A 20,957-nucleotide genomic window follows, 5' to 3' on the forward strand; every position below is an offset into this window, starting at 1 on the left:
TCTTTACCTTGTCGCGGCGGAGGTCGTGACGTCGACGCCGAGGATCCGACTGGCCAGGGTCGCCGACATGGTTCCGACGTTGGCCCGCAGATCCAGTTCCACGGCGTCCCGCTCGCGTTTCAGTTGCTCGGCGGCCATCTGCAGCGTCGACATCACCTCTTGCTCGGCACCGGCGCGCGCGTCTTCGACGGCCTTACGGCCCTCCGACCGGGCGTTGTCGCGGAAGGACGACGCCTGCACGCGGGCCTCCTTCATGGCTTCTTCGTAATCGGCCCGGGCCGCCTCGAATTGCTCGGCCGACTTCTTGTTGTCGGCGGCGGTCTTGGCGACCATGGCGTCGCGCTCGCGCAACACCTTCAGGATCGGCGGCACCACGAAGGTGCCGATGATGGCGAGCACGATCAGGAAGATGGCCAGCACGAAGAAGAACGTGCCGTTGGGGACGAGGAAGTTACTCCCCCCCTTGCCTCCCTCGGCTACCACCTGGCCGGCGGCAAGCACCACGGGGTTCGGGTCACCCATCACAGCGAACTACGTGACGGGGGTGGCGAAGACGAACAACGCCATGAACGCCAGGTTGATGAAGTACGCCGCCTCGACCAGACCGACGGTGATGAAGAACGGCGTGAACAGCCTGCCCTGCGCCTCGGGTTGCCGGGCGATGCCCGCGACCAGAGCGTTACCGGCAATACCGTCACCGATACCGGCGCCGATTGCGCCGCCGCCCATGATGATTCCACCGCCGATGAGTGCACCGGCAGCGATAGTGGGGTCCATTCTTTCCTCCTTTATCCAGCTTTATCTGTTGGCTTATCTGACAACGAGCGGGCTAATCATGGTGGTCTTCGAGCTCCATGGCCTGGCTGAAGTACAAGATGGTCAGGATCGAGAAGATGAACGCCTGGATCGCCCCGACGAACAAGTCGAACGATTTCCAGATCGCGTTGGGCGCCCACATGATGTACGGCGGGAACATCGCGATCAGCGCCACCAAGATGCCGCCGGCGAAGATGTTGCCGAAAAGTCGGAGCGACAACGAGATCGGCTTCGCCAGCTCCTCGACCAGGTTGATCGGCGCCAGGAACGCCACGTGCCCCTTGAGGACCTTGATCGGGTGCCCGACGATGCCGCGACGCCAGATCCCGGCCACGTGGTAGCAGACGAACACGAAAAGGGCCAGCGCCAGAACGTAATTGATGTCCGCCGCCGCCGACTTGAGCAACTCGGTGGTGTGACCGGATTTGTCGGTGTACTGCAATGGCAGCACCGACAACCAGTTGGAGATCAGGATGAACACGAAGATCGTGACCGCCAGCGGCAACACGAACGGCGCGATTCGCATCCCGATGGCGCTTTCGATCTGGTTGCGCATCTGGATGGTGAGCGCCTCCCAGAACAGCTGAACCCCACTGGGAACACCGCTCGACGTGATCTTGGCGCGCAGGAAGAAGGCCAACGCGAGCACGATCACCGCGGTGATCGCGGTCGACAGGATGGTGTCCGTGTTGACGGTCAGGCCGAGCCACTTCGCGGTGGTGTGCTCGCCGACCTCGATCTGGGAACCGGCCAGGAACGTCTCAATCATCGCCGGCGCTCCTTCCGTCAGTGTCCTCCAGGGCCGATGACGACACCGGTTCCCCCGTCCGCAGCTTTTTCCACACCGGTAGTGCGGTCGACGCGACCAAGAGCACCTGGAAAAGCGCCAGGCCGAACATCGCGCCCAAGCCATTCGGCCGGAAAACGTAGGCAAGGACCAGCGCGACGATGGTGATAATCGCCAACCTCGTCGCCGAATTGACTGCCATCGAGCTTTTCAGGGGGTGCTCTTTCGCGGTGATCGACGCGACCGAACGCCGCACGAGCAGCGCGTTGAGCAAACCCAAGAGCAACCCGACACCGAAGAACACGCCGAGCATGAGGCGGCCCATCAATCCGGCCGCGAGGATCGCCAGCGCCGTGATCCCGACGCTGATCACAAACAGCCGAACCGGACGGAAAGCAACAGAGGGAAACACCAACGGCGCGTCCTGCGCTGGCGTCGTCACTGCAGCACCTCAATCCCAGGTAGTGAGCGGGGAACCCCCGACCGACCGATCGGTGGCCCGCCGAGCGTATCGCACGTCACAGGGGAATCACCCAAGGGGTAGCTCCCTACGTCGGTCGGCGATCGGCGCGCTCGGACGGGCGTCCGACGGGCCGGCTGGCCGGCAACCCTCAAGGTCTCTTTTTGGGGTTCTACCTGCACCGTACCATACGATCGGCACCACTACTACCGGGCGTCGTAGGCGGTTGCGGTCAGTCCAAGTCCACGTCTTGGTAGTCGTCGCGGCGGCGCATGAGCGGGATCGCGGTGGCCACTCCGGCGACCACTATTGCGCCCAGCATGACCGCGCCGGTATCGCGCGGGTTGAAAAAGATGGTGCTCGCGGCGCCGAACGCGACAATGCCCACCCAGAGATAGATGAGCAGCACCACCCGGCGATGCGAATGCCCGATTTGCAGCAACCGGTGATGCAGGTGCATTTTGTCGGGGCTGAATGCGCTGCGGCCCGCGCGGGTGCGGCGCACGATCGCCAGTAAAAGATCGAGCATCGGCACTAACATGACGGCCACCACCAGCAGGAACGGCGCCAGCAGAGCAAACACGTCGCGGGCGCCGTAGGCGTTCTGCGAGACGGGGCCGGCGGCGGTCGTCGCGGCCGCGGCGACCATCAGGCCGATCAGCATCGAGCCGGAATCGCCCATGAAGATCTTGGCCCGATGGAAGTTGTGCGGCAGAAACCCCAGACAGGCCCCCGCGAGCACGACGGAGATGACGGCGGGCGGATAGAACAACACGTCGCCGCCGTGGTCGCGCAGCAGGCCGACCGAGAACATGCAGATCGCCATAGCCATGATGAGGCCCAGCCCGGCGGCCAGGCCGTCGAGCCCGTCGACGAAGTTCATCGCGTTGACCATCGAGACGGTCAGCGCCAGGGTGAGCAGGATCGAGGAGGCCTGGTCCAGCACGATGGTGCCGACCCCGCCGATCGGGATGTACAGCACGCTCCAGGCGACGCCCATCGTGACCAGCACGCTGGCCGCGGTGATCTGGCCGGCGAACTTGGTCAGGGCGTCCAGGCCCCAGCGGTCGTCGATCAGGCCGATGCCCACGATCACGGCGGCCGCCACCAGGACGGCCGGCATGCCGGTGGAGTACACGAAGCCGCGGGTGAGCGCGGGGAGCTGCCAGGCCAGGAAAACGGCCGAGACGACGCCGACGAACATCGCGAGCCCGCCCATGCGTGGCGTGGGTGTCACGTGCACGTCGCGTTCCCGCGGGTAGGCGACCGCTCCCAGCCGGGTGGCCAGCACCCGCACCGGGCCGGTCGCGAAGTAGGTGACGATGGCCGCGGTCAGGCCGACCAGGGCGAGCTCGCGCAGCGGGACACCGGTGCCGCGATCGGACAGGGCGAGCAGGCCACCGGCAAGGCTGGACACCACCGAGACCGTACTGCACCAACCTGAGACCGGATCGGCCGCGTTGCAGCTAGCCGAGCAATTCGGGCTAGGCGATCAGGCTTGCCGCGTCCATGCCAAGCACTTCCGCGATCCGCTCGGCGCTCACCGGGCCGGGGCGCAGGATGCGCGGGGCGTCATCGGTCAGGTCGACGATCGTGGAGGCGGCCTGCTGCTGCGACGGGCCGGCGTCGAGATAGACGTCGACCAGGTCGCCGAGTTGGCTGCGGGCCTCGGCGGCGTCGACCGCGGGCGGGCGGCCCGACACGTTGGCGCTGGACACCGCCATGGGCCCGACCTCGCGCAGCAGCTCGATGGCGACCGGGTGCAGCGGCATCCGCAGCATGACGGTGCCCCGGGCGTCGCCGAGGTCCCACTGCAACGACGGCGCCTGCCGCACCACCAGGCTCAGCGCGCCGGGCCAGAAGGCGCGGATCAGGTCGCGCGCCCCGGCGGGCATCGTGTAGACCAGCCCTTCGATGGTGTGCCAGGAGCCGACCAGCACGCCGACCGGCATGTCGCGGCCCCGCCCCTTCGCGGCGAGCAGCGCGGCCACCGCGGTGCTGTCGAACGCGTCGGCGCCGATGCCGTACACGGTGTCGGTGGGCAGCACGACGAGCCGGCCGCTTTTCGCCGCGCCCGCGGCCGAGGCGATGCCGAGGGAGCGCTGGTCGGGGTCCGCGCAGTCGAAGACGGAGGTCACGACGACTCCCCCCGCCGGGCCGTCACGAACCTCGGCCGTCCGGCGAGATCGCGCCGGGCCTCGATGTCCTCGAAAAGCCCTGTGCCGTGCAGCAATTCGACGGTCCGCGCGGCGGTGGTGTCGTCATGCTCGACGGCGAGGCGGCCGCCCGGGCGCAGCCAGCGCCCCGCGTGGCGCACCACGGCGGCGATCACCGCCATCCCGTCCGCCCCACCGAACACCGCGTGCGGCGGATCGTGTTGGGCCACTTCGGCTTCCACGGCGCTGCCGTCGGGCACGTAGGGCGGGTTCGCCACCACCAGGTCGACCAGCCCGTCGAGCTCGGTGAGCGGCTCGGTCGCGGTGATATCGGCGCGCACCAGCTCCACGGCGGTGCCCTCGGTGTTGTGTCGCGCGTAGGCCAGCGCCGCGTCGGAGTCGTCGATCCCGATGACCCGCGCGGCGGGGCGGTGGCGGGCCAGGGCCACGGCCAGAGCGCCCGAGCCGGTGCACACGTCGACGATCACGGGCCGGGCGCCCAGCGGCTGCGCGGTGGCCCACTCCAGCATCGCCTCGGTCTCCGGGCGCGGGATGAACACGCCCGGGCCCACCCGCAGCGTCACCGGCCCGAACGCCGCCGTCCCGGTGAGGTGCTGCAACGGAATCCGCTGCGAGCGCGCGGCGACGATGTCGCGGTAGCGCCCGAAGAATTCGTCGTCGGGCGCCTCGAGCAGGGCCAGCCGGCCGCGTTCGGCGCCGACCAGGTGGGCGGCCAGCTCCTCGGCGTCGTAACGGGCGGAATCGATCCCGGCTTCGGCGAGTTGCGCCGCAGCCGAGTCGATCGCGCGCCGCAGGAGGGTCATGCCTGCTGCAGCCGCGACTGCTTGTCGGCGGCGGCCAGCGCGTCGAACAACGCGTCGAGGTCGCCGTCGAGCACCTGATCCAAATTGTGCGCCTTGAAACCGATTCGGTGATCGGTGATGCGGTTCTCCGGGAAGTTGTAGGTGCGGATCCGCTCGCTGCGGTCCACGGTGCGGACCTGGCTGGCCCGATCGGCCGACGCGTCGGCCAGCGCCTTCTCCTCGGCCAGCGCCTGCAGCCTCGCGGCCAGCACCTGCAGGGCGCGGGCCTTGTTCTGCAGCTGGGACCGTTCGTTTTGGCAGGTGACGACGATTCCGGTGGGCAGGTGCGTGATCCGCACCGCGGAGTCGGTGGTGTTGACGCCCTGGCCGCCCTTGCCCGACGAGCGGTAGACGTCGATGCGCAGGTCCGACTCGTCGATCTGCACCTCGCCGACTTCCTCGGGCTCCGGATAGACGAGCACGCCCGCCGCCGAAGTGTGAACGCGCCCTTGCGATTCCGTCACCGGAACCCGCTGCACCCGGTGGACGCCGCCCTCGAACTTCATCCGCGACCACACCCCGTCGGCGGTGTCGCCCTTGCTGCCGATGGCCAGCGTCGCGTCCTTGTAACCGCCCAGATCCGAGGTGGTTTCGTCCAGCACCGTGACCGTCCAGCCGTGCCGCTCGGCGTAGCGGATGTACATCCGGGCCAGGTCGGCGGCGAACAACGCCGATTCCTCGCCGCCCTCACCGGATTTGACCTCGAGCACGATGTCGTCGGCGTCATGGGGGTCGCGCGGCGCCAGCATGTCGGTGAGCTGGGTGTCCAGCTCGGCCACCCGCGTCTCCAGTTCGGTCACCTCGTCGGCGAAGGACTCGTCGTCGGCGGCCAGTTCGCGGGCCGTCTCGAGGTCGCCGCGCGCGGCCGCCAGCTTGCGGTAGGTGCCGACGATCGGGGCCAGCCGGGCGAACCGGCGGCCGGCCTTGCGGGCCTCGTCGGGGTTGCTGTGCAGTTCGGGGTCGGCCAGCCGCTGCTCGAGCTCGGCGTGTTCGGCCAGCAGCACGTCGATGGTCTGCACCGGCTGCGTCATGTCACTTTTCCCGCCCTGATCGATGGTGACGACCCGCTTCGCCCGGCTGCGCCGCGATTGCGATCGTCACATACGCGAACCGACGCCCGGCCTGTGCGGCTGTGGGCACAGTTCGGGCGTCGGTAAGCCAGCTATTTGTCGGTCGACTCGCCGTTGTCGGCTGCGGCCTTGCGCTTGCCGTAGCGCTTCTCGAAGCGGGCCACCCGGCCGCCGCTGTCGAGGATCTTCTGCTTGCCGGTGTAGAACGGGTGGCACTGCGAGCAGACCTCGACGACGATGTTGCCGCCGGGCTTGGTGCTGCGGGTGGTGAAGGTGTTGCCGCACCCGCAGTGCACGGTGGTCTCACCGTAGGCGGGGTGAATATCAGCTTTCATCATGTCCTCTTCGATCGTGTGCGCCCCGGCGCGAACTCCTGGGACCTGAACTGGTCCTCGGGGTAGTCGACCGTCGATTATGCCAGGTCAACCTACATCTCCCCAAACGCGGAGGCGCCCCCGCGCATTCCCGGGCAGGTGCATGGTTCATGTGTCGCGGTAGACGCGGCTTTTTGCGCCGCGGGTCCACAGCACGCCGCCGCCGGGGGCGGCGCCGCGGGCGGCCAGCTCGCGCTTGAGGATCTTGTTGGTCGCCGTGGTCGGCAGCCGATCGGTGACCCAGACGTAGCGGGGCCACGCCTTGGGCGACAGGTCGGGCTGGGCGGCCAGGAACTGGCCGAACTCCTCGGGCGTCAGCCGCGCGTTGTCGGCCAGCACCATGGCCGCCATGACCTGGTCGCCGACGTGTTCGTCGGGCACCGCGTACACCGCGACGTGGCTGACCGGGGGCAACCGCTGCAGGATGCGCTCGATGGGCGCCGTGGTCATGTTCTCGCCGTCGACGCGCAGCCAGTCGCCGCTGCGCCCGGCGAAGTAGATCCACCCGTCGGCGTCGCGATAGGCCAGGTCGCCGGACCAGAACATGCCGTGCCGCAGGCGCTCGTCGGTGGCCTCCGGGTCGTTGTAGTAGCCGGCGAACAGGCCGGCGCCGGCGGTGTTGACCAGCTCCCCTATCGCCTCGTCGGGGTTGGTCAGGGCCCCGTCCCCGTCGAAGGCGGCGGGCGGGCACTCGGCCAGCGTGTCCGGGTTGTAGATGGCCACCCCGGGGAAGCCGCGGCCCAGCGACCCGGGCGGGCAGCCGTCCTCGCGGGTGATGACGATCGCGGCCTCGGTGGACCCGAAGCCGTCCCACACCGTGCAGCCGAATCGCCGGCTGAACTCGGCGATGTCGCGGTCGCTCGCCTCGTTGCCGACCGCGACGCGCAGCGGGTTGTCGTGGTCGTCGGGGCGCTCCGGCGTGGCCAGCACGAAGGCCAGCGGTTTGCCGACGTAGTTCATGAAGGTCGCCCGGTAGTGGCGCAGGTCGGGCAGCAGCCCGGACGCCGAGAACGTCGCGGGGGCCATCGCGGCGCCGGCGCCCACCGCCACGCTCCAGCCCGCGAACAGGGCGTTGGCGTGGAACAACGGCATCGACAGGTAGCAGACGTCGGAGGCGTCCAGGCCGAACCGCGCGATCAACGTGGCGCCGGCGAACAGCACGCTCAAATGGGTGACCTGCACGGCCTTGGGCTCGCCGCTGGTTCCCGAGGTGAACATCATCATGAACGTGTCGGTGGGCGCGACCTCGCGATGCGGGGCCAGCGGCCCGGCGCGCTCCAGCAGCGCCGCCCAGGACTCGCCGGACACGTCGAACACCTGAACGCCGGGCAGGTCCTGGCCGTCGAGCAAGGCTTTGTGCGCCGGATCGGTCAGCAGGATCTGGCAATGGGCGTGCAGGACGTCCCTGGCCAGGGCGGCGCCGCGGCGGGTGTCGTTGACGCCGCACAGGACGTAGCCGCCGAGCGCGGCGGCCGCCATGGCGGTCAGCATCTCGGGGGTGTTGCCCAGCAGCGCGCCGACGTGCAGCGGACGGTCCGGGTCGGCGGCCCGGATGACGGCGGCCGCGGTGGCGGCGGCGTCGGCCAGGTACTCGCGCCAGGTCCACACCCGGTCGCCGTACTTCAGCGCCGGCGTGTCCTGGTCTATGCGCTCACGAAGCAGTTGCTGCAGCGTGTCCGCCACAGCTTGCGAGGCTAGTCGTTGTCCATCGACCCGGGGGTCGTCTTGGACACCTGCACCAGGAACTCGTAGTTGGTCTTCGTCTTGCGCAGCTGGGACATCAGCAGGTCGATGGCCTGGTGCGGGTCCAGACCCGACAGCACGCGACGCAGCTTGTGCACGATGCCGAACTCGTCGGGCGACAGCAGCAGCTCGTCCTTGCGGGTGCCGGACGGGTTGACGTCGACCGCGGGGAAGACCCGGCGTTCGGAGATCTTGCGGTCCAGTTTGAGCTCGGCGTTACCGGTGCCCTTGAACTCCTCGAAGATGACCGTGTCACCGGTGGAGCCGGTCTCGACCATCGCGGTGGCGATGATGGTCAGCGACCCGCCTTCCTCGATGTTGCGGGCGGCGCCCAGGAAGCGCTTGGGCGGATACAGCGCGGTGGAGTCGACACCACCGGACAGGATGCGGCCCGACGCCGGCGACGCGTTGTTGTACGCGCGGCCCAGGCGGGTGATCGAGTCCAGCAGCACCACGACGTCCTTGCCCTGCTCGACGAGGCGCTTGGCCCGTTCGATCGCCAACTCGGCAACCGAGGTGTGGTCCGACGGGGGCCGGTCGAAGGTCGAGGCGATGACCTCGCCCTTGACCGAGCGCGTCATGTCGGTGACCTCCTCGGGTCGCTCGTCGACGAGGACGACCATGAGGTGGCATTCCGGGTTGTTCTTGGTGATCGCGTTGGCGATGTCCTGCAGGATCGTCGTCTTACCCGCCTTGGGCGGCGAGACGATCAGCGCGCGCTGGCCCTTGCCGATCGGCATGATCAGGTCGATGACCCGGGTGGTCAGCCGGTCGGGCGTGGTTTCCAGCCGCAGCCGCTGGTTGGGGTACAGCGGCGTCAGCTTGGAGAAATCGGGCCGCTTCTTGGCGTCTTCAACGGAGCCGCCGTTGACGCTGTCCAGCCGCACCAACGGGTTGAACTTCTGCCGCTGGTTGGGCTGTTCGCCGTCGCGGGGCACCCGAACCGCGCCCGTCACCGCGTCGCCGCGGCGCAGGCCGTTCTTGCGCACCATGTTCATCGAGACGTAGACGTCGTGCGGGCCGGCCAGGTAGCCGGAGGTGCGCACGAACGCGTAATTGTCGAGAACGTCAAGGATTCCGGCGACCGGCTGGACGACGTCGTCCTCGCGCAGCTCGGTGTCGCCGCCATCGCCGGAGCGCTCGCCGCGCCGCCTGCGGTCGCGGTCGCGGAACCGGCGTCCCCGCCGGCCCTGACGGCCCTCGCCGTCGTCGTCCTGTTGGTTGGAGCCGCCGCGCGATTGCTGGCCGCCCGAACCCTGGTCGCCGCCGGAGTCCTGGCCCCGCTCTTCGGTCTTGGTGTCGGACTTGGTGTCCTGTTGACCCCCTTGGCGTTTCTCCGCGTCGGGGTTGCCTCCGCCCTTGCGGTTGCCGGAGTCCTCGCGGTCCTGCTCCTCGGGCGCGCGACCGGGCGACCCCGCGTCGCGGTTGGCGTTGCGCCGTTCCCGGCGCGGCGCCTCGGTGGAACCGTTCTGTTCGGCTTGCGCCACGGGCGCGTCGGCCGGCGGTTCGGCGGCGGTGTCGGTCTTGTCGGATTTGCCGCCGCCCTCCGGGGCGGTCGGGGCCGAAGTCCCGTTGGCCTGTCCCCGGATTTCCTTTATCGCGGCGATGAGTTCGTTCTTGCGCATCCCCGACGTGCCCTTGACGCCGACCTGGTTAGCCAGCGCACGCAGCTCGGGCAGCACCATGCTGGACAGGGAGCCGGTCGAGGCGTTGGTTTTGACATCGGGAGTGTCAGTGGTCACGGCGTCCGGCACCGGATTGCTGTCGGTGCTTTCGCCCGCCGTGAAGAGGTCCGTATCAGTCACGGATTTCCTTTCTTCCCCCGCTGATCAGGTCATACGGGGGGTCGTTGCATTCAGCCAAATTGCCGAGTGCGCCCAATCATCGACTCTGCGACGGTGATCGCCCGGGATCAGCGGAGAAGACGGCGAACCTCGTTTACGAGAAGAATTGGTGTTGTCCTAGCGGCAAGGCAGTATGTGTGCAGATACAGATGCTGCGATTGCTGGACGGCTCCGAGGATAACCCGCATCCCTGTCGGAAGCAAGCAAACCCTCCGGCCACGCTGTGGATTAACCGGCGACGGTGACGCCCGGGCTCCAGCGAACTCCTTCGCCGGCGGTCATCTTCGTGAGGGTAAATCCGTGTGCGGCCCCGTACTCCAGCGCTTCTGTGGGTAACTCCGGCTCCGTGCTCAATGCGATGAGGGAGGGACCGGCCCCAGAAAGCGTCGCTGCGACGTTATGACGCCGCAGCACCCGCAAATATTCCGCCGATCCCCGCATCGCGGGGGCGCGTTGCGGTTGGTGCAGCACATCCTCGGTGGCCGGCATCAGCAGGTCCGGCCGTTCGGTGAGGGCGACGACCAGCAGCGCGGCGCGGCTGACGTTGAAACTCGCGTCCTCGTGGCTGACCCGGCTGGGCAGCAGCACGCGGGTCTCCGAGGTCAGCGAGCGTTCCTCGGGGATCGCGCAGAACAGGTGGATGTCGGGGTGCAGCCGCAGCGACACCGCCGCATACCGGGGCTCGGCGCCGGTGCGGTCCGTCCACGAAACCACCGCGCCGCCCAGCACCGCGGCCGCGGCGTTGTCGGGATGGCCCTCGAATTCCGAGCACAACTGGATCAGGCGATCGACGCCGAGCGGCGTCGAATCCGTTTGCGCGACAAGACCATTCACCGCAGCCAGGCCGCCGACGACGGCGGCCGCCGACGATCCGAGACCGCGGGAATGCGGGATGGCGTTGCGGCAGCGCACCACCAGGCCGGGGGCGTCCACGCCGGCGGCGCGCAGCCCGTGGTGGATGGCGCGCACCACCAGGTGGTCGGCGTCGAGCGGCACCTGCCCGGCGCCCTCGCCGTCGACCACCACGACCAAGCCGGAATCCGTTGTCTCCACGACGACTTCGTCGCTCAGGCTCAACGCCAGACCGATGCTGTCGAACCCGGGACCCAGGTTGGCGCTGGACGCCGACACCACGGCGCTCGCCACCAGCCCGGCGGGCAGCATCTGGGCCTTCATTTCTTACGCGAGACCCAATCGTTCGACGACGAGCACAGGGTCCACCGGCAACGGGGACACGGTCGGCATGTCCTTCAGCGCGGTGTCGGGATCCTTGAGGCCGTTGCCGGTCACCGTGCACACCACCGTCGACCCGCGTTCCACCCAGCCGTCGTCGACGGCTTTGAGCAGGCCCGCGATGCTGGCCGCGGAGGCGGGCTCGACGAAGACGCCCTCGGAGGCGGCCACCAAGTGGTAGGCCGCCAGGATCTCGTCGTCGGTGACGGCCAGGAAGCGCCCGCCGGATTGCTCCTGGGCCGCGACGGCGGCCGTCCACGACGCCGGGGCGCCGATGCGGATCGCGGTGGCGATGGTCTCCGGGTGGCTGACCGGTTTGCCGAGCACCAGGGGGGCCGCGCCGGCCGCCTGGGCGCCCAGCATCCGGGGCAGCCTGTCGATCAGGCCTTCCTGGTGGTACTCGGTGTAGCCCTTCCAGTACGCGGTGATGTTGCCGGCGTTGCCGACCGGGAGGGCGTGCACGTCCGGGGCGGCGCCCAGCGCGTCGACGATCTCGAACGCCGCCGTCTTCTGCCCCTCGATGCGCACGGGGTTGACCGAATTCACCAGCGAGATGGTCGGGAAGTCGGCGGCCATCTTGCGGGCCAGTTCCAGGCAGTCGTCGAAGTTGCCGTCGATCTGGATGATCTTGGCGCCGTGCATCACCGCCTGCGCCAGCTTGCCCATGGCGATCTTGCCCTGCGGGATCAACACCGCGCAGGTGATCCCGGCGCGCGCGGCGTACGCGGCGGCCGAGGCCGAGGTGTTGCCCGTGGAGGCGCACAACACGGCCTGCTGGCCGCGGGCCAGGGCGTCGGTGACGGCCATCGTCATGCCGCGGTCCTTGAAGGAGCCGGTGGGGTTGAGGCCCTCGACCTTGAGATGGACGGTGCAGCCGGTCCTTTCCGAGAGCCGGGTCGCGGCGATCAGCGGGGTGCCGCCCTCGAGCAGGGTGACCGGGGTCCAGTCGTCGCCGACCGGCAACCGGTCGCGGTACGCCGCGATCACTCCCGGCCAGGGTTGATGGGTGGCCGTCCGGGCAGCGCTCACAGGCCGTTTCCTTCCAATCGCAGCACGCTTGTCACGCTCTGCACGACATCCAAATCGGCCAGCGCATGGACGGTTTCGGAAAGCGCGGCGTCGGTGGCGGTGTGCGTGACCACCACGACCCGGGCTCCCACCCGTCGGCCGTCCTCGTCCACCATGCCTTCCTGGCGAACCTCGGCGATGCTCACCTCGCGCTTGGCGAATTCCGCGGCCACCGAGGACAACACGCCCGGCTCGTCGGCGACGTTCATGCTGACGTAGTAGCGGGTGGAGATGAGACCCATTGGGGCGATGGGGAGTTGGGCGTACCGCGACTCCTTGGGCCCGCGGCTGCCCAGCACGCGGTTGCGCGCGGCCATCACCAGGTCGCCGGTGACCGCCGAGGCGGTGGGCGCGCCGCCGGCGCCCTGGCCGTAGAACATCAGCCGCCCGGAGGCCGCGGCCTCGACCACCACCGCGTTGAACGCGCCGTTGACCGTGGCGAGCGGATGTGACAGCGGCACCAGCGCGGGATACACGCGCGCCGAAACCCGTTGCTGGCCATCGTCTCCGGTGATCCGCTCGCAGATCGACAGCAGCTTGATGGTGCACCCGAGGGCGCGCGCGGACACGAAGTCGGCCGGGGTGACCTTGGTGATGCCCTCGCGGTAGACGTCGTCGGCGTGCACCCGGGTGTGAAAGGCGATGGATGCCAAGATCGCGGCCTTGGCGGCGGCGTCGTAGCCCTCGACGTCGGCGGTGGGGTCGGCCTCGGCGTAGCCGAGCGCGCCGGCGTCGGACAGGGCGCTGTCGTAGTCGGCGCCGGTGCTGTCCATCGCGGACAGGATGTAGTTGGTGGTGCCGTTGACGATGCCGGCCACCCGCAGCACCGTGTCACCGGCCAGCGATTGGGTGAGCGGGCGGATGACCGGGATCGCGCCCGCGACCGCCGCCTCGAAATACAGGTCGACGTGGGCGTTTTCGGCCGCCTGCGCCAGCTCCCCGGTCGAGGTGGACAGCAGCGCCTTGTTGGCGGTGACGACGGACTTGCCGTGCTCGAGCGCGGACAGGATCGCCTTGCGCGCCGGCTCCACCGGCCCCATCACCTCGACGACGATGTCGACGTCCTCGCGGCAGACCAGCTCTTCGATGTTGTCGGTCAGCAGTCCGATCGGAACGCCGCGGTCGGCGGCGACGCGGCGCACGCCGATCCCCCGCAGCACCAACGGCGCGCCGACGCGGGCGGCCAGGTCCTCGGCGCTGTCCTCGATGATGCGGACGACCTCGCTGCCGACGTTGCCCAATCCGAGTACCGCTACGCCGACGGCCTTTTCGTCACCGGGCACGGGTCACCTCACTTCCAGACTCAGCAGATCGTCGACCGTCTCCCGGCGCAGGATCAGCCGTGCGCGCCCCCCGCGCACGGCGACCACGGCGGGGCGGCCGATCATGTTGTAACGGCTCGATAGTGAATAGCAGTAGGCGCCGGTGGCGGCGACACCGAGCAGGTCGCCCGGCTGCAGGTCGCCCGGGACCCAGGTGTCGCGCACCACGATATCGCCTGTCTCGCAGTGCTTTCCGACGATCCGGGCCAGCTCCGCCGGCGCGTCGCTGGTGCGCGAGACCAGCCGCGCGTCGTACTGCGCGTCGTAGAGGGCGGTGCGGATGTTGTCGCTCATGCCGCCGTCGACGCTGACGTAGCGCCGGTGCGCCGTGCTGCTGACGTCCACGTCCTTGACGGTGCCGACCTCGTACAGTGTGATGGTGCCCGGCCCGGCGATCGCGCGCCCCGGCTCGACCACGAGTCGCGGGGTGGGCAGCCCGACGGCCGCCGACTCGTTGCGCACGATGGCGCTCAGCTTGTTCGCCAGTTCGGCCACCGGCGGCGGGTCGTCCGGCGCCAGGTACGAGATGCCAAAGCCGCCACCGAGATCGACGGTCGACAGCTGGGCCGTCTTGTCGACGCCGAATTCGGCGACGATGTCGTGCAGCAGCCCGATGACGCGGTGCGCGGCCACTTCGAAGCCGTCGACGTCGAAGATCTGCGAGCCGATGTGGCTGTGCAACCCGACCAGGCGCAGGTGATCGGTGTCGAACACGCGGCGGACCGCGGCCATCGCCGCGCCGCTGGCCACCGACAGCCCGAACTTCTGGTCCTCGTGTGCGGTGGAGATGAACTCGTGGGTGTGCGCCTCGACCCCGACGGTGAGGCGCACGAGCACGTCCTGGACGATGCCCGCCTCCCCCGCGATGGCGTCGAGGCGTTCGATCTCGATCATCGAGTCCAGGACGATGTGCGCCACCCCGGCCTTGACCGCGGCGGTCAGCTCCGCGACGGATTTGTTGTTGCCGTGGAAGATAATCCGCTCCGGCGGGAAGTCGGCGTGCAGCGCGACGGCCAGTTCGCCGCCGGTGGACACGTCCAGCGACAGGCCCTCTTCGTTGATCCAGCGCGCCACCTCGGTGCACAGGAACGCCTTGGCGGCGTAGTGCACGTTGTCCCCACCGCCGAAGGCCGCAGCAAGGTCCTGGCAGCGGGAGCGAAAGTCGTCCTCGTCGATGACGAACAGCGGGGTCCCGTACTCCTGGGCGAGCTGCGTCACCGGGAGGCCGCCGATGACAGCGGCTCCGTCGTCGTCGCGAGTCGTGCTGCGCGGCCACACGTTCGGCGCCAGCCGCAGCAGCTCCTCGGGGGATTGCGGCCGCGGCGGGCTCTCGGCGTGACGCGCCTCGTCGGCGTGCCGGGGACCGGCGGGATGGACGTTCACATTCGCTCCGCGGCACTGACGCCGAGGATGGTCAGTCCGTTGGCGATGACCTGGCGGGCGGCCTGGCACAGCGCCAGGCGCGCGGTGTGCAGGTCGGTGGGCTGCTCGTCGCCCTGTGGCAACACCCGGCAGGAGTCGTAGAAGCGGTGGTAGTCGCCGGCGAGGTCTTCGAGGTAGCGGCACACCCGATGCGGTTCCCGCAGTGCGGCGGCGGTTTTCAGCACGCGCGGGAATTCGCCGATCGAGCGCAGCAGCGTGCCCTCCTTGTCGTGGGTGAGCAGCTCGAGGTGGTTCGTGTCGGGGATCAGGCCCAGCTCGGCGGCGTTGCGGGCCAGCGCCGAGAGCCTGGCGTGCGCGTATTGCACGTAATAGACCGGGTTTTCGTTGGATGCCGAGGACCACAGCGCCAGGTCGATGTCGATGGCGGTGTCCACCGACGAGCGGATCAGGCTGTAGCGCGCCGCGTCGACGCCGATCGCCTCGACCAGGTCGTCGAGGGTGAGCACGGTGCCGGCCCGCTTGCTCATCCGGACCGGCTGGCCGTCGCGCACGAGGTTGACCAGCTGCCCGATCAGCACCTCGACGGTGGCCGGGTCCTCGCCGAAGGCGGCGGCCACGGCCTTCAGCCGGGCGATGTAGCCGTGGTGGTCGGCGCCGAGCATGTAGATGCACAGGTCGAAGCCGCGCTGCCGCTTGTCCAGGTAGTAGGCGATGTCGGCGGCGATGTAGGCCGGCTTGCCGTCGCTCTTGATCACGACGCGGTCCTTGTCGTCACCAAAAGCGCTGGTGCGCAACCAGGTTGCGCCGTCCTTCTCGTAGACGTTGCCGGTTTCGCGCAGCCTGGCGATGGCCTGGTCGACGCGGCCGCTGGTGTGCATCGAGTCTTCGTGGGTGTAGACGTCGAAGTCGGTGCCGAACTCGTGCAGCGATTCCTTGATGTGCGTGAACATCAGGTCGACGCCGATTTCCCGGAACGTCTCGTGCATCTCGTCGTCCGGCAGGCTGAGCGCGTCGGGCGCCTTCTGCAGGATCTGCGCCGCGATGTCGTTGATGTAGGTGCCGGCGTAGCCGTCGGCGGGCGTCGGTTCGCCCTTGGCCGCGGCGATCAACGAGCTGGCGAACCGGTCGATCTGGGCGCCGTGGTCGTTGAAGTAGTACTCGCGCACCACGTCGGCGCCCTGGGTGGTCAACAGCCGGCCCAGCGCGTCGCCGACCGCGGCCCAGCGGGTGCCGCCGATGTGGATCGGACCCGTCGGGTTGGCCGAGACGAACTCCAGGTTGATCTTCTGCCCGGCCAGCTCGTCCGAGAATCCGAACGCGTCGCCGGCGTCGAGGACGTCGTTGACGATCTTGGCCTGCGCCGAGGCCTCGAGGCGCATGTTGATGAAGCCGGGCCCGGCCACCTCCGCGGAGGCGATGCCGTCGGACGCGGCCAGCTTTTCGGCGAGCCAGCCGGCCAGTTCGCGCGGGTTGGCGCCCACCTTCTTGCCCAGCTGCAGCGCCAGGTTGCTGGCGTAGTCGCCGTGATCAGGATTACGCGGCCGCTCCACCGTCACCGCCGCCGGCAACGCGGCAGCGTCCAGCCCGCGCTCGGCAAGCACCGCGGCAGCGGTGGCTTTGAGCAGCTCAGCCAGGTCAGCGGGGGTCACGAGCGTCCATCCTATTGGCTCCGGTCCCCCCGCCCGAATCTATTGCAGGCAGCAGCGCGACCATACCGGGGCCTCGGCTCGCTCGCGGAGCGGCTGCGCGGCGCGTGAGGCCGCTATCGGCTGGCGCGAGCAGCCTCGATGGGCACGATTCCCATCAGCCGGTCACCGCGGACAACGTGGTACGCGTCATACCGATCAACGGTGGGGTCACAGTGCGGGGCGACGAACTCCACGCGTTCCCCGAGGCTGACGGGTGAGCCGGCCGGGCGGGTGAGTGCACCGTGCTCGTCGCCGAAAAACATGTACGTCGAGGCGCCGAACCGCGCGCCAGCCGGCCGCGGCATGGGGCCGTCCGTAGCGAAAGCCTTGAGACCGGCGTCGACGGTGACGATCGCGTCGGCGTTGACGCTCACCACCTGGCTGGAAACCCACAGGCTGGTGTCGAAGGCTCCGTCGTCATCGTCGCCCAGTGCGTCGGAGTACTGCACATCCATGAACACATACGAGCCCGGCTGCAATTCGTTGAGGACACCCAAATCAAGATCGGCCGCCACGGTCCCGGTGCCGCCGCCGGTGATGATGCCGACGGGGTAGCCGGAAGTTCGAATCGCGTCGACCACGCGGGACAGCCGCTCCATGCCGATACGGACTGCGTCACAACGCTTTTGAAAGCCGGCGATGTGCTGCCAATGACCCCCGTAGCCCTGAACGCCGGCAAACACCAGCCCCTCGCACCGTTGGACGTGCTCCGCCAAAGCGACCGCCTGCTCCGGACCGGAAACGCCCGTGCGGCCGAGCCCCACGTCGACGTCGATGACGACGTTGACTCGAATGCCCCGTCGGCACGCTTCCGCGCTCAGCGCGCCGACCGGGTCGCGATGGTCCACGACGCACGCAAATCCGGTGTCGATCGCCGCCACGTCGCAGAGGCGCTTAGGCATCGCAGGGTCGGCGACGGGCGAGGTCAGGAGAATGCCGCGCACGCCGGCCGCCGAAAGCGCTTCGGCTTCCCCGATTTTGGCGCAGCAGATCCCTACGGCGCCGGCTGCGATCTGCTTTGCCGCGATCCAGGCGCATTTGTGGGTTTTGGCGTGTGGGCGCAGTGCGACCTGGTCTCGCACCCGCTCGGCCATGTGGTGGATGCTGGTGTCCAGCGCGGCCTCGTCGAGGATCAGCGCCGGCGTCGGCAGGCGGAAGCGCGAGTTCGGCTCGCCGATCATGGCCTGCGCCAAGTGGTCTGCCGGACGAACCGTCATCCGGGCGCCACGGACGTCAGGTGCTCGAATCCCGCCTGCGGGACGATGTCGGGCAGCCGGCGAATCGCGCCGTTTTGCGCCCACTGGCCTTCGGGCACCTCGTGGATGACGCAGGACGTGACGACCATCTTGTCGCCATTGGTGCCGGCCGCGGACGCGGCGACCTGCTGGATCTCCCCTGCGAATTGCGCCTTGCGGGCCCCGTCGAGAACCCCGGCGCTGACGTGCCAATCGATGAATACGCCGGCGACCGCGGCGTCCGCCGAGGCGCCGGCGGAGTAAAAGCACCCGGGCGACAGCTCGTGCAGCAGGACCAGGGCCCGCATCCGGTGCTGGGGCTGGTCGGGCACCGATTCGGCACGGCACGCCGCCTCGGTGAGGCCCGTTACCAGGCGCTGCTTGCCGGTGTCGTCGAAGGCGCCGGGCGTCAGGGCTACGTGCATCAACGGCATGACATCTACCTTTCCGAGGGTGTTGCTCCCGTAATCTGCCCGAGCGGCGCGGCACAAGCCAGTGGCAAGGCAGACAGCTTTCTTGCATAATTCGCCACATGATCGGATTCGACGTCCTGGTCCTGGACGGCGCCAGCGCGAGCGCGGTGGGCGTGACGATCGACGTGATCTCGGCGGCGAACCGGATCCTCGCCACCCCCGCGTTCGACCTTCGGTTCGTGTCACCGCAGCGCCACGTTGACCTGCGCGGTGGCCTGGCCGTCGCCGCGGTACCCCTCGCGGACGCCACGGCGCGACATGTCGTGGTCGTCCCCGGGCTGGGCGCCGCGCAGCCCGAGGAGATTGCCGAGCGGCTCTGCGGCGCCGACGTCGCCGCCGCTGCCCAGTGGCTGGCCGATGGGAACGCCCGTGGCGCCCAGATCGCGGCGTCGTGCACGGCCGTATTCGTCCTGGCCGCCGCCGGACTGCTCGATCAGCGGCGCTGCGTCACGACCTGGTGGCTCGGGGCAGACCTCGCCCGGGTCGCGCCTTCGGCCAACGTCGTCATCGATGACATGGTTGTTCGCGATGGGTCGATCTGGACGGCCGGAAGCGCGTTCGCGCACATCGACCTGATGCTGGCGCTGATGCGCGAGCTCGGCGGCGCGGCGCTTACCGACGAACTCGCGAACCGGCTCGTCGCCGATCAACGCACGTCGCAGGCGAGCTTTCTGATCCCCTCGCACCTGGCGGCGCGCGACGAGACGGTCGCCAGCCTTGAGCGTTTCGTCAGGTCGCGGCTGGACGAATCGCACACGCTCGACTCGCTGGCCCGTCGGTGCGGCCTCAGCACCCGAACGCTGGCGCGCCGGACGCGAAACGCTGTGGGCCTCAGTCCGCTGCAGCTGGTGCAGAGAGTTCGCCTCGAGCGCTCACTGCATCTGTTGCGCACCACGCGCATGCCGCTCGAAGAGATCGCTGCGGCAGTGGGATTGGCGGATCCGGCGACGCTGCACCGACTGGTGAAGAAGCACACCGGGCAATCGCCCGGGGCGCTGCGCCCGAGCGCTCAGACGAGGGCGTCGTGATCGGCTCTTGAGCTGTGGCGGGGTCACGACCGTCACGTCGATGCGTTACTCTGGCTGGGCCCAATGGCGCAACATCGATTCGATGCGCCCCCGTAGCTCAGGGGATAGAGCGTCTGCCTCCGGAGCAGAAGGCCGCAGGTTCGAATCCTGCCGGGGGCACAAGCTCCGCCGCAGCTCAGCACCGCGCGCACCAGTAACCGTTACTGCGCATATTCGGGGCAGTATGACGTGGCGGAAGTTCGCACCAAAAACCTCACGTCGTCGTCCGTCATCCCGTTGCGCTCGTGCGACTGGAACATGCCCACGATCGAATCCATGTTGCGGCCCTGCGCCAACAGGGCGCACATCTTGTGACCCATGTTGATCAGGCCCTGATCCCCCTTGGCGCTGGAGATCCCCTGGTTGTGCAGCGCATTCAGGAACGCGGTGTCGTTGTCGTCCGCCCGAGCGGACGGAACAAACAGGAAAAGGGCCGCTGCCACCAGCGCGGCAAGGCGCGTCATGACCCTGCATGGTAGCCGGGTTCACCCGGCGCGCGTCGGGCTGAGCCGGCGGGCCGGTGCCCGAAGACGGGGTTTAGAAATCGCAGAAGTGGGCACACCGCGGCATGATCGCGCGTCAGATCCCTCGTGTTCTCCCTCCTGCGGTAGTCGCGGCCTCTAGCGTCAGCGCTTCTGTCCTCGCGTCTGCAATCCCCGTCGCCTCCGCCGACCCGTGCCCCGACGTTCAGGTCGTGTTCGCCCGCGGCACCGACGACCCTCCCGGGCTCGGCCCCACCGGACAGGCCTTCGTCGACTCCCTGCGCCCCCGCGTCGGCGCGAAGTCGCTGGACGTGTACGCGGTCAACTACCCCGCGACCCACGACTGGACGAACGCGGGCGAGGCCGGCATCAGGGATGCGGGCGCGCATGTCGTGTCGATGGCGCACGACTGCCCCAACACGAAGATGGTGCTCGGCGGGTATTCGCAGGGCGCGGCCGTGATGGGCTTCGTCACCTCGGCGGCCGTCCCGGCCGGGATCGACCCGGCGACCGTCCCCAAGCCGATGGATCCCGAGGTGGCCAACCACGTCTCCTCGGTCGTGCTCTTCGCACTGCCGAACGAGAAGGCGATGAACTTCTTCGGCGAACCGCCCGTGGCTATCGGCCCGCTCTATCAGGCCAAGACCACCCAGGTGTGCGCCGCGGGTGACCCGATCTGTTCTGACGGAATGAATTTCGCCGCGCACGACACCTACTCGAGCAACGCGGCAATGATCGACCAGGGCGCGGCCTTCGCGGCCGATCGTCTTGGCGGAGGTTCCCCGACGGGTGCGGGTCCGGCCGCGCCGACCGTCGTCGGGTCCCCCACTTCACGCGGAGGCTTCAACAGCTAAAGCCTCCTGATCGCGGACGATCGAAGTTCGGGGGATCTA

21 protein-coding genes and 1 tRNA gene are annotated in these 20,957 nt (G+C 68.9%); 3 read left to right on the plus strand and 19 right to left on the minus strand.

Features of this window, described 5'->3' with window-relative positions:
- Positions 1 to 3: 3 nt before the first annotated feature.
- The 18 genes from AWB89_RS16925 to AWB89_RS27305 form a co-directional block, all read right to left on the minus strand.
- A complete protein-coding gene (locus AWB89_RS16925) occupies positions 4 to 522 on the minus strand; it encodes a F0F1 ATP synthase subunit B (RefSeq protein ID WP_085092755.1) in 519 nt (172 codons plus the stop codon).
- Between the two features lie 9 nt (positions 523 to 531).
- Positions 532 to 777, minus strand: a complete 246-nt coding sequence (locus AWB89_RS16930; protein ID WP_085092757.1) for a F0F1 ATP synthase subunit C — start codon at positions 775 to 777, stop codon at positions 532 to 534.
- Between the two features lie 52 nt (positions 778 to 829).
- Positions 830 to 1,585, minus strand: coding sequence for a F0F1 ATP synthase subunit A (gene atpB / locus AWB89_RS16935; protein ID WP_085092759.1), 756 nt, complete (start codon positions 1,583 to 1,585; stop codon positions 830 to 832).
- A complete protein-coding gene (locus AWB89_RS16940; RefSeq protein ID WP_085175220.1) occupies positions 1,578 to 2,045 on the minus strand; it encodes an ATP synthase subunit I in 468 nt (155 codons plus the stop codon). Before AWB89_RS16940 ends, atpB begins: the two co-directional genes overlap by 8 nt.
- A gap of 250 nt (positions 2,046 to 2,295) precedes the next feature.
- Positions 2,296 to 3,483, minus strand: a complete 1,188-nt coding sequence (locus AWB89_RS16945; protein WP_174627843.1) for a glycosyltransferase family 4 protein — start codon at positions 3,481 to 3,483, stop codon at positions 2,296 to 2,298.
- Positions 3,484 to 3,547: 64 nt separating this feature from the next.
- Complete coding sequence (locus AWB89_RS16950) at positions 3,548 to 4,201, minus strand: L-threonylcarbamoyladenylate synthase (RefSeq protein WP_085175222.1); 654 nt, start codon at positions 4,199 to 4,201, stop codon at positions 3,548 to 3,550.
- A complete protein-coding gene (gene prmC / locus AWB89_RS16955) occupies positions 4,198 to 5,043 on the minus strand; it encodes a peptide chain release factor N(5)-glutamine methyltransferase (protein ID WP_085175224.1) in 846 nt (281 codons plus the stop codon). The genes AWB89_RS16950 and prmC overlap by 4 nt, the downstream gene beginning before the upstream one ends.
- Positions 5,040 to 6,113 carry a peptide chain release factor 1 gene (gene prfA, locus AWB89_RS16960; RefSeq protein WP_085175226.1) on the minus strand — a complete coding sequence of 358 codons (1,074 nt, stop codon included), beginning with the start codon at positions 6,111 to 6,113 and terminating at the stop codon, positions 5,040 to 5,042. Before prfA ends, prmC begins: the two co-directional genes overlap by 4 nt.
- Positions 6,114 to 6,244: 131 nt before the next feature.
- The gene (rpmE, locus tag AWB89_RS16965) at positions 6,245 to 6,487 is read right to left on the minus strand and encodes a 50S ribosomal protein L31 (protein WP_066914959.1); all 243 of its coding nucleotides are present in this window, start codon (positions 6,485 to 6,487) and stop codon (positions 6,245 to 6,247) included.
- A 147-nt stretch (positions 6,488 to 6,634) separates the two neighbouring features.
- Entirely contained in the window at positions 6,635 to 8,209 is a 1,575-nt protein-coding gene (gene fadD1, locus AWB89_RS16970; protein WP_085175228.1) for a fatty-acid--CoA ligase FadD1, read from the minus strand.
- A gap of 11 nt (positions 8,210 to 8,220) precedes the next feature.
- The gene (rho, locus tag AWB89_RS16975; protein WP_085175230.1) at positions 8,221 to 10,074 is read right to left on the minus strand and encodes a transcription termination factor Rho; all 1,854 of its coding nucleotides are present in this window, start codon (positions 10,072 to 10,074) and stop codon (positions 8,221 to 8,223) included.
- Positions 10,075 to 10,341: 267 nt separating this feature from the next.
- Positions 10,342 to 11,289 (minus strand): homoserine kinase, encoded by a 948-nt coding sequence (thrB, locus tag AWB89_RS16985; RefSeq protein ID WP_142282559.1) that lies wholly within the window; start codon positions 11,287 to 11,289, stop codon positions 10,342 to 10,344.
- Between the two features lie 3 nt (positions 11,290 to 11,292).
- Entirely contained in the window at positions 11,293 to 12,375 is a 1,083-nt protein-coding gene (gene thrC / locus AWB89_RS16990) for a threonine synthase (protein ID WP_085175232.1), read from the minus strand.
- Positions 12,372 to 13,697, minus strand: a complete 1,326-nt coding sequence (locus AWB89_RS16995) for a homoserine dehydrogenase (protein WP_085092775.1) — start codon at positions 13,695 to 13,697, stop codon at positions 12,372 to 12,374. Before AWB89_RS16995 ends, thrC begins: the two co-directional genes overlap by 4 nt.
- A gap of 3 nt (positions 13,698 to 13,700) precedes the next feature.
- Complete coding sequence (gene lysA / locus AWB89_RS17000; RefSeq protein WP_085175234.1) at positions 13,701 to 15,119, minus strand: diaminopimelate decarboxylase; 1,419 nt, start codon at positions 15,117 to 15,119, stop codon at positions 13,701 to 13,703.
- Positions 15,116 to 16,768 (minus strand): arginine--tRNA ligase, encoded by a 1,653-nt coding sequence (argS, locus tag AWB89_RS17005; protein ID WP_085175236.1) that lies wholly within the window; start codon positions 16,766 to 16,768, stop codon positions 15,116 to 15,118. The genes lysA and argS overlap by 4 nt, the downstream gene beginning before the upstream one ends.
- Before the next feature lie 113 nt (positions 16,769 to 16,881).
- Complete coding sequence (locus AWB89_RS17010; RefSeq protein ID WP_158089829.1) at positions 16,882 to 18,024, minus strand: alanine racemase; 1,143 nt, start codon at positions 18,022 to 18,024, stop codon at positions 16,882 to 16,884.
- Entirely contained in the window at positions 18,021 to 18,476 is a 456-nt protein-coding gene (locus tag AWB89_RS27305; protein WP_158089830.1) for a tautomerase family protein, read from the minus strand. The genes AWB89_RS17010 and AWB89_RS27305 overlap by 4 nt, the downstream gene beginning before the upstream one ends.
- Before the next feature lie 98 nt (positions 18,477 to 18,574).
- Here AWB89_RS27305 and AWB89_RS17015 point away from each other — a divergent pair, with 98 nt between their 5' ends.
- Both AWB89_RS17015 and AWB89_RS17020 read left to right on the plus strand, forming a co-directional pair.
- Positions 18,575 to 19,543, plus strand: coding sequence for a GlxA family transcriptional regulator (locus AWB89_RS17015; RefSeq protein ID WP_085175240.1), 969 nt, complete (start codon positions 18,575 to 18,577; stop codon positions 19,541 to 19,543).
- A gap of 86 nt (positions 19,544 to 19,629) precedes the next feature.
- Positions 19,630 to 19,702 (plus strand) — tRNA-Arg (locus AWB89_RS17020).
- 41 nt (positions 19,703 to 19,743) lie between these two features.
- On the opposite strand, the gene AWB89_RS17025 is transcribed toward AWB89_RS17020, so the two are convergent.
- Positions 19,744 to 20,046 (minus strand): DUF732 domain-containing protein, encoded by a 303-nt coding sequence (locus tag AWB89_RS17025; RefSeq protein ID WP_085175242.1) that lies wholly within the window; start codon positions 20,044 to 20,046, stop codon positions 19,744 to 19,746.
- A gap of 104 nt (positions 20,047 to 20,150) precedes the next feature.
- Here AWB89_RS17025 and AWB89_RS17030 point away from each other — a divergent pair, with 104 nt between their 5' ends.
- Positions 20,151 to 20,918, plus strand: coding sequence for a cutinase family protein (locus AWB89_RS17030; protein WP_085175244.1), 768 nt, complete (start codon positions 20,151 to 20,153; stop codon positions 20,916 to 20,918).
- The last annotated feature ends 39 nt before the right edge of the window (positions 20,919 to 20,957 follow it).

The sequence above is a fragment of the Mycobacterium paraense genome (assembly GCF_002101815.1).
Lineage (GTDB): Bacteria > Actinomycetota > Actinomycetes > Mycobacteriales > Mycobacteriaceae > Mycobacterium > Mycobacterium paraense.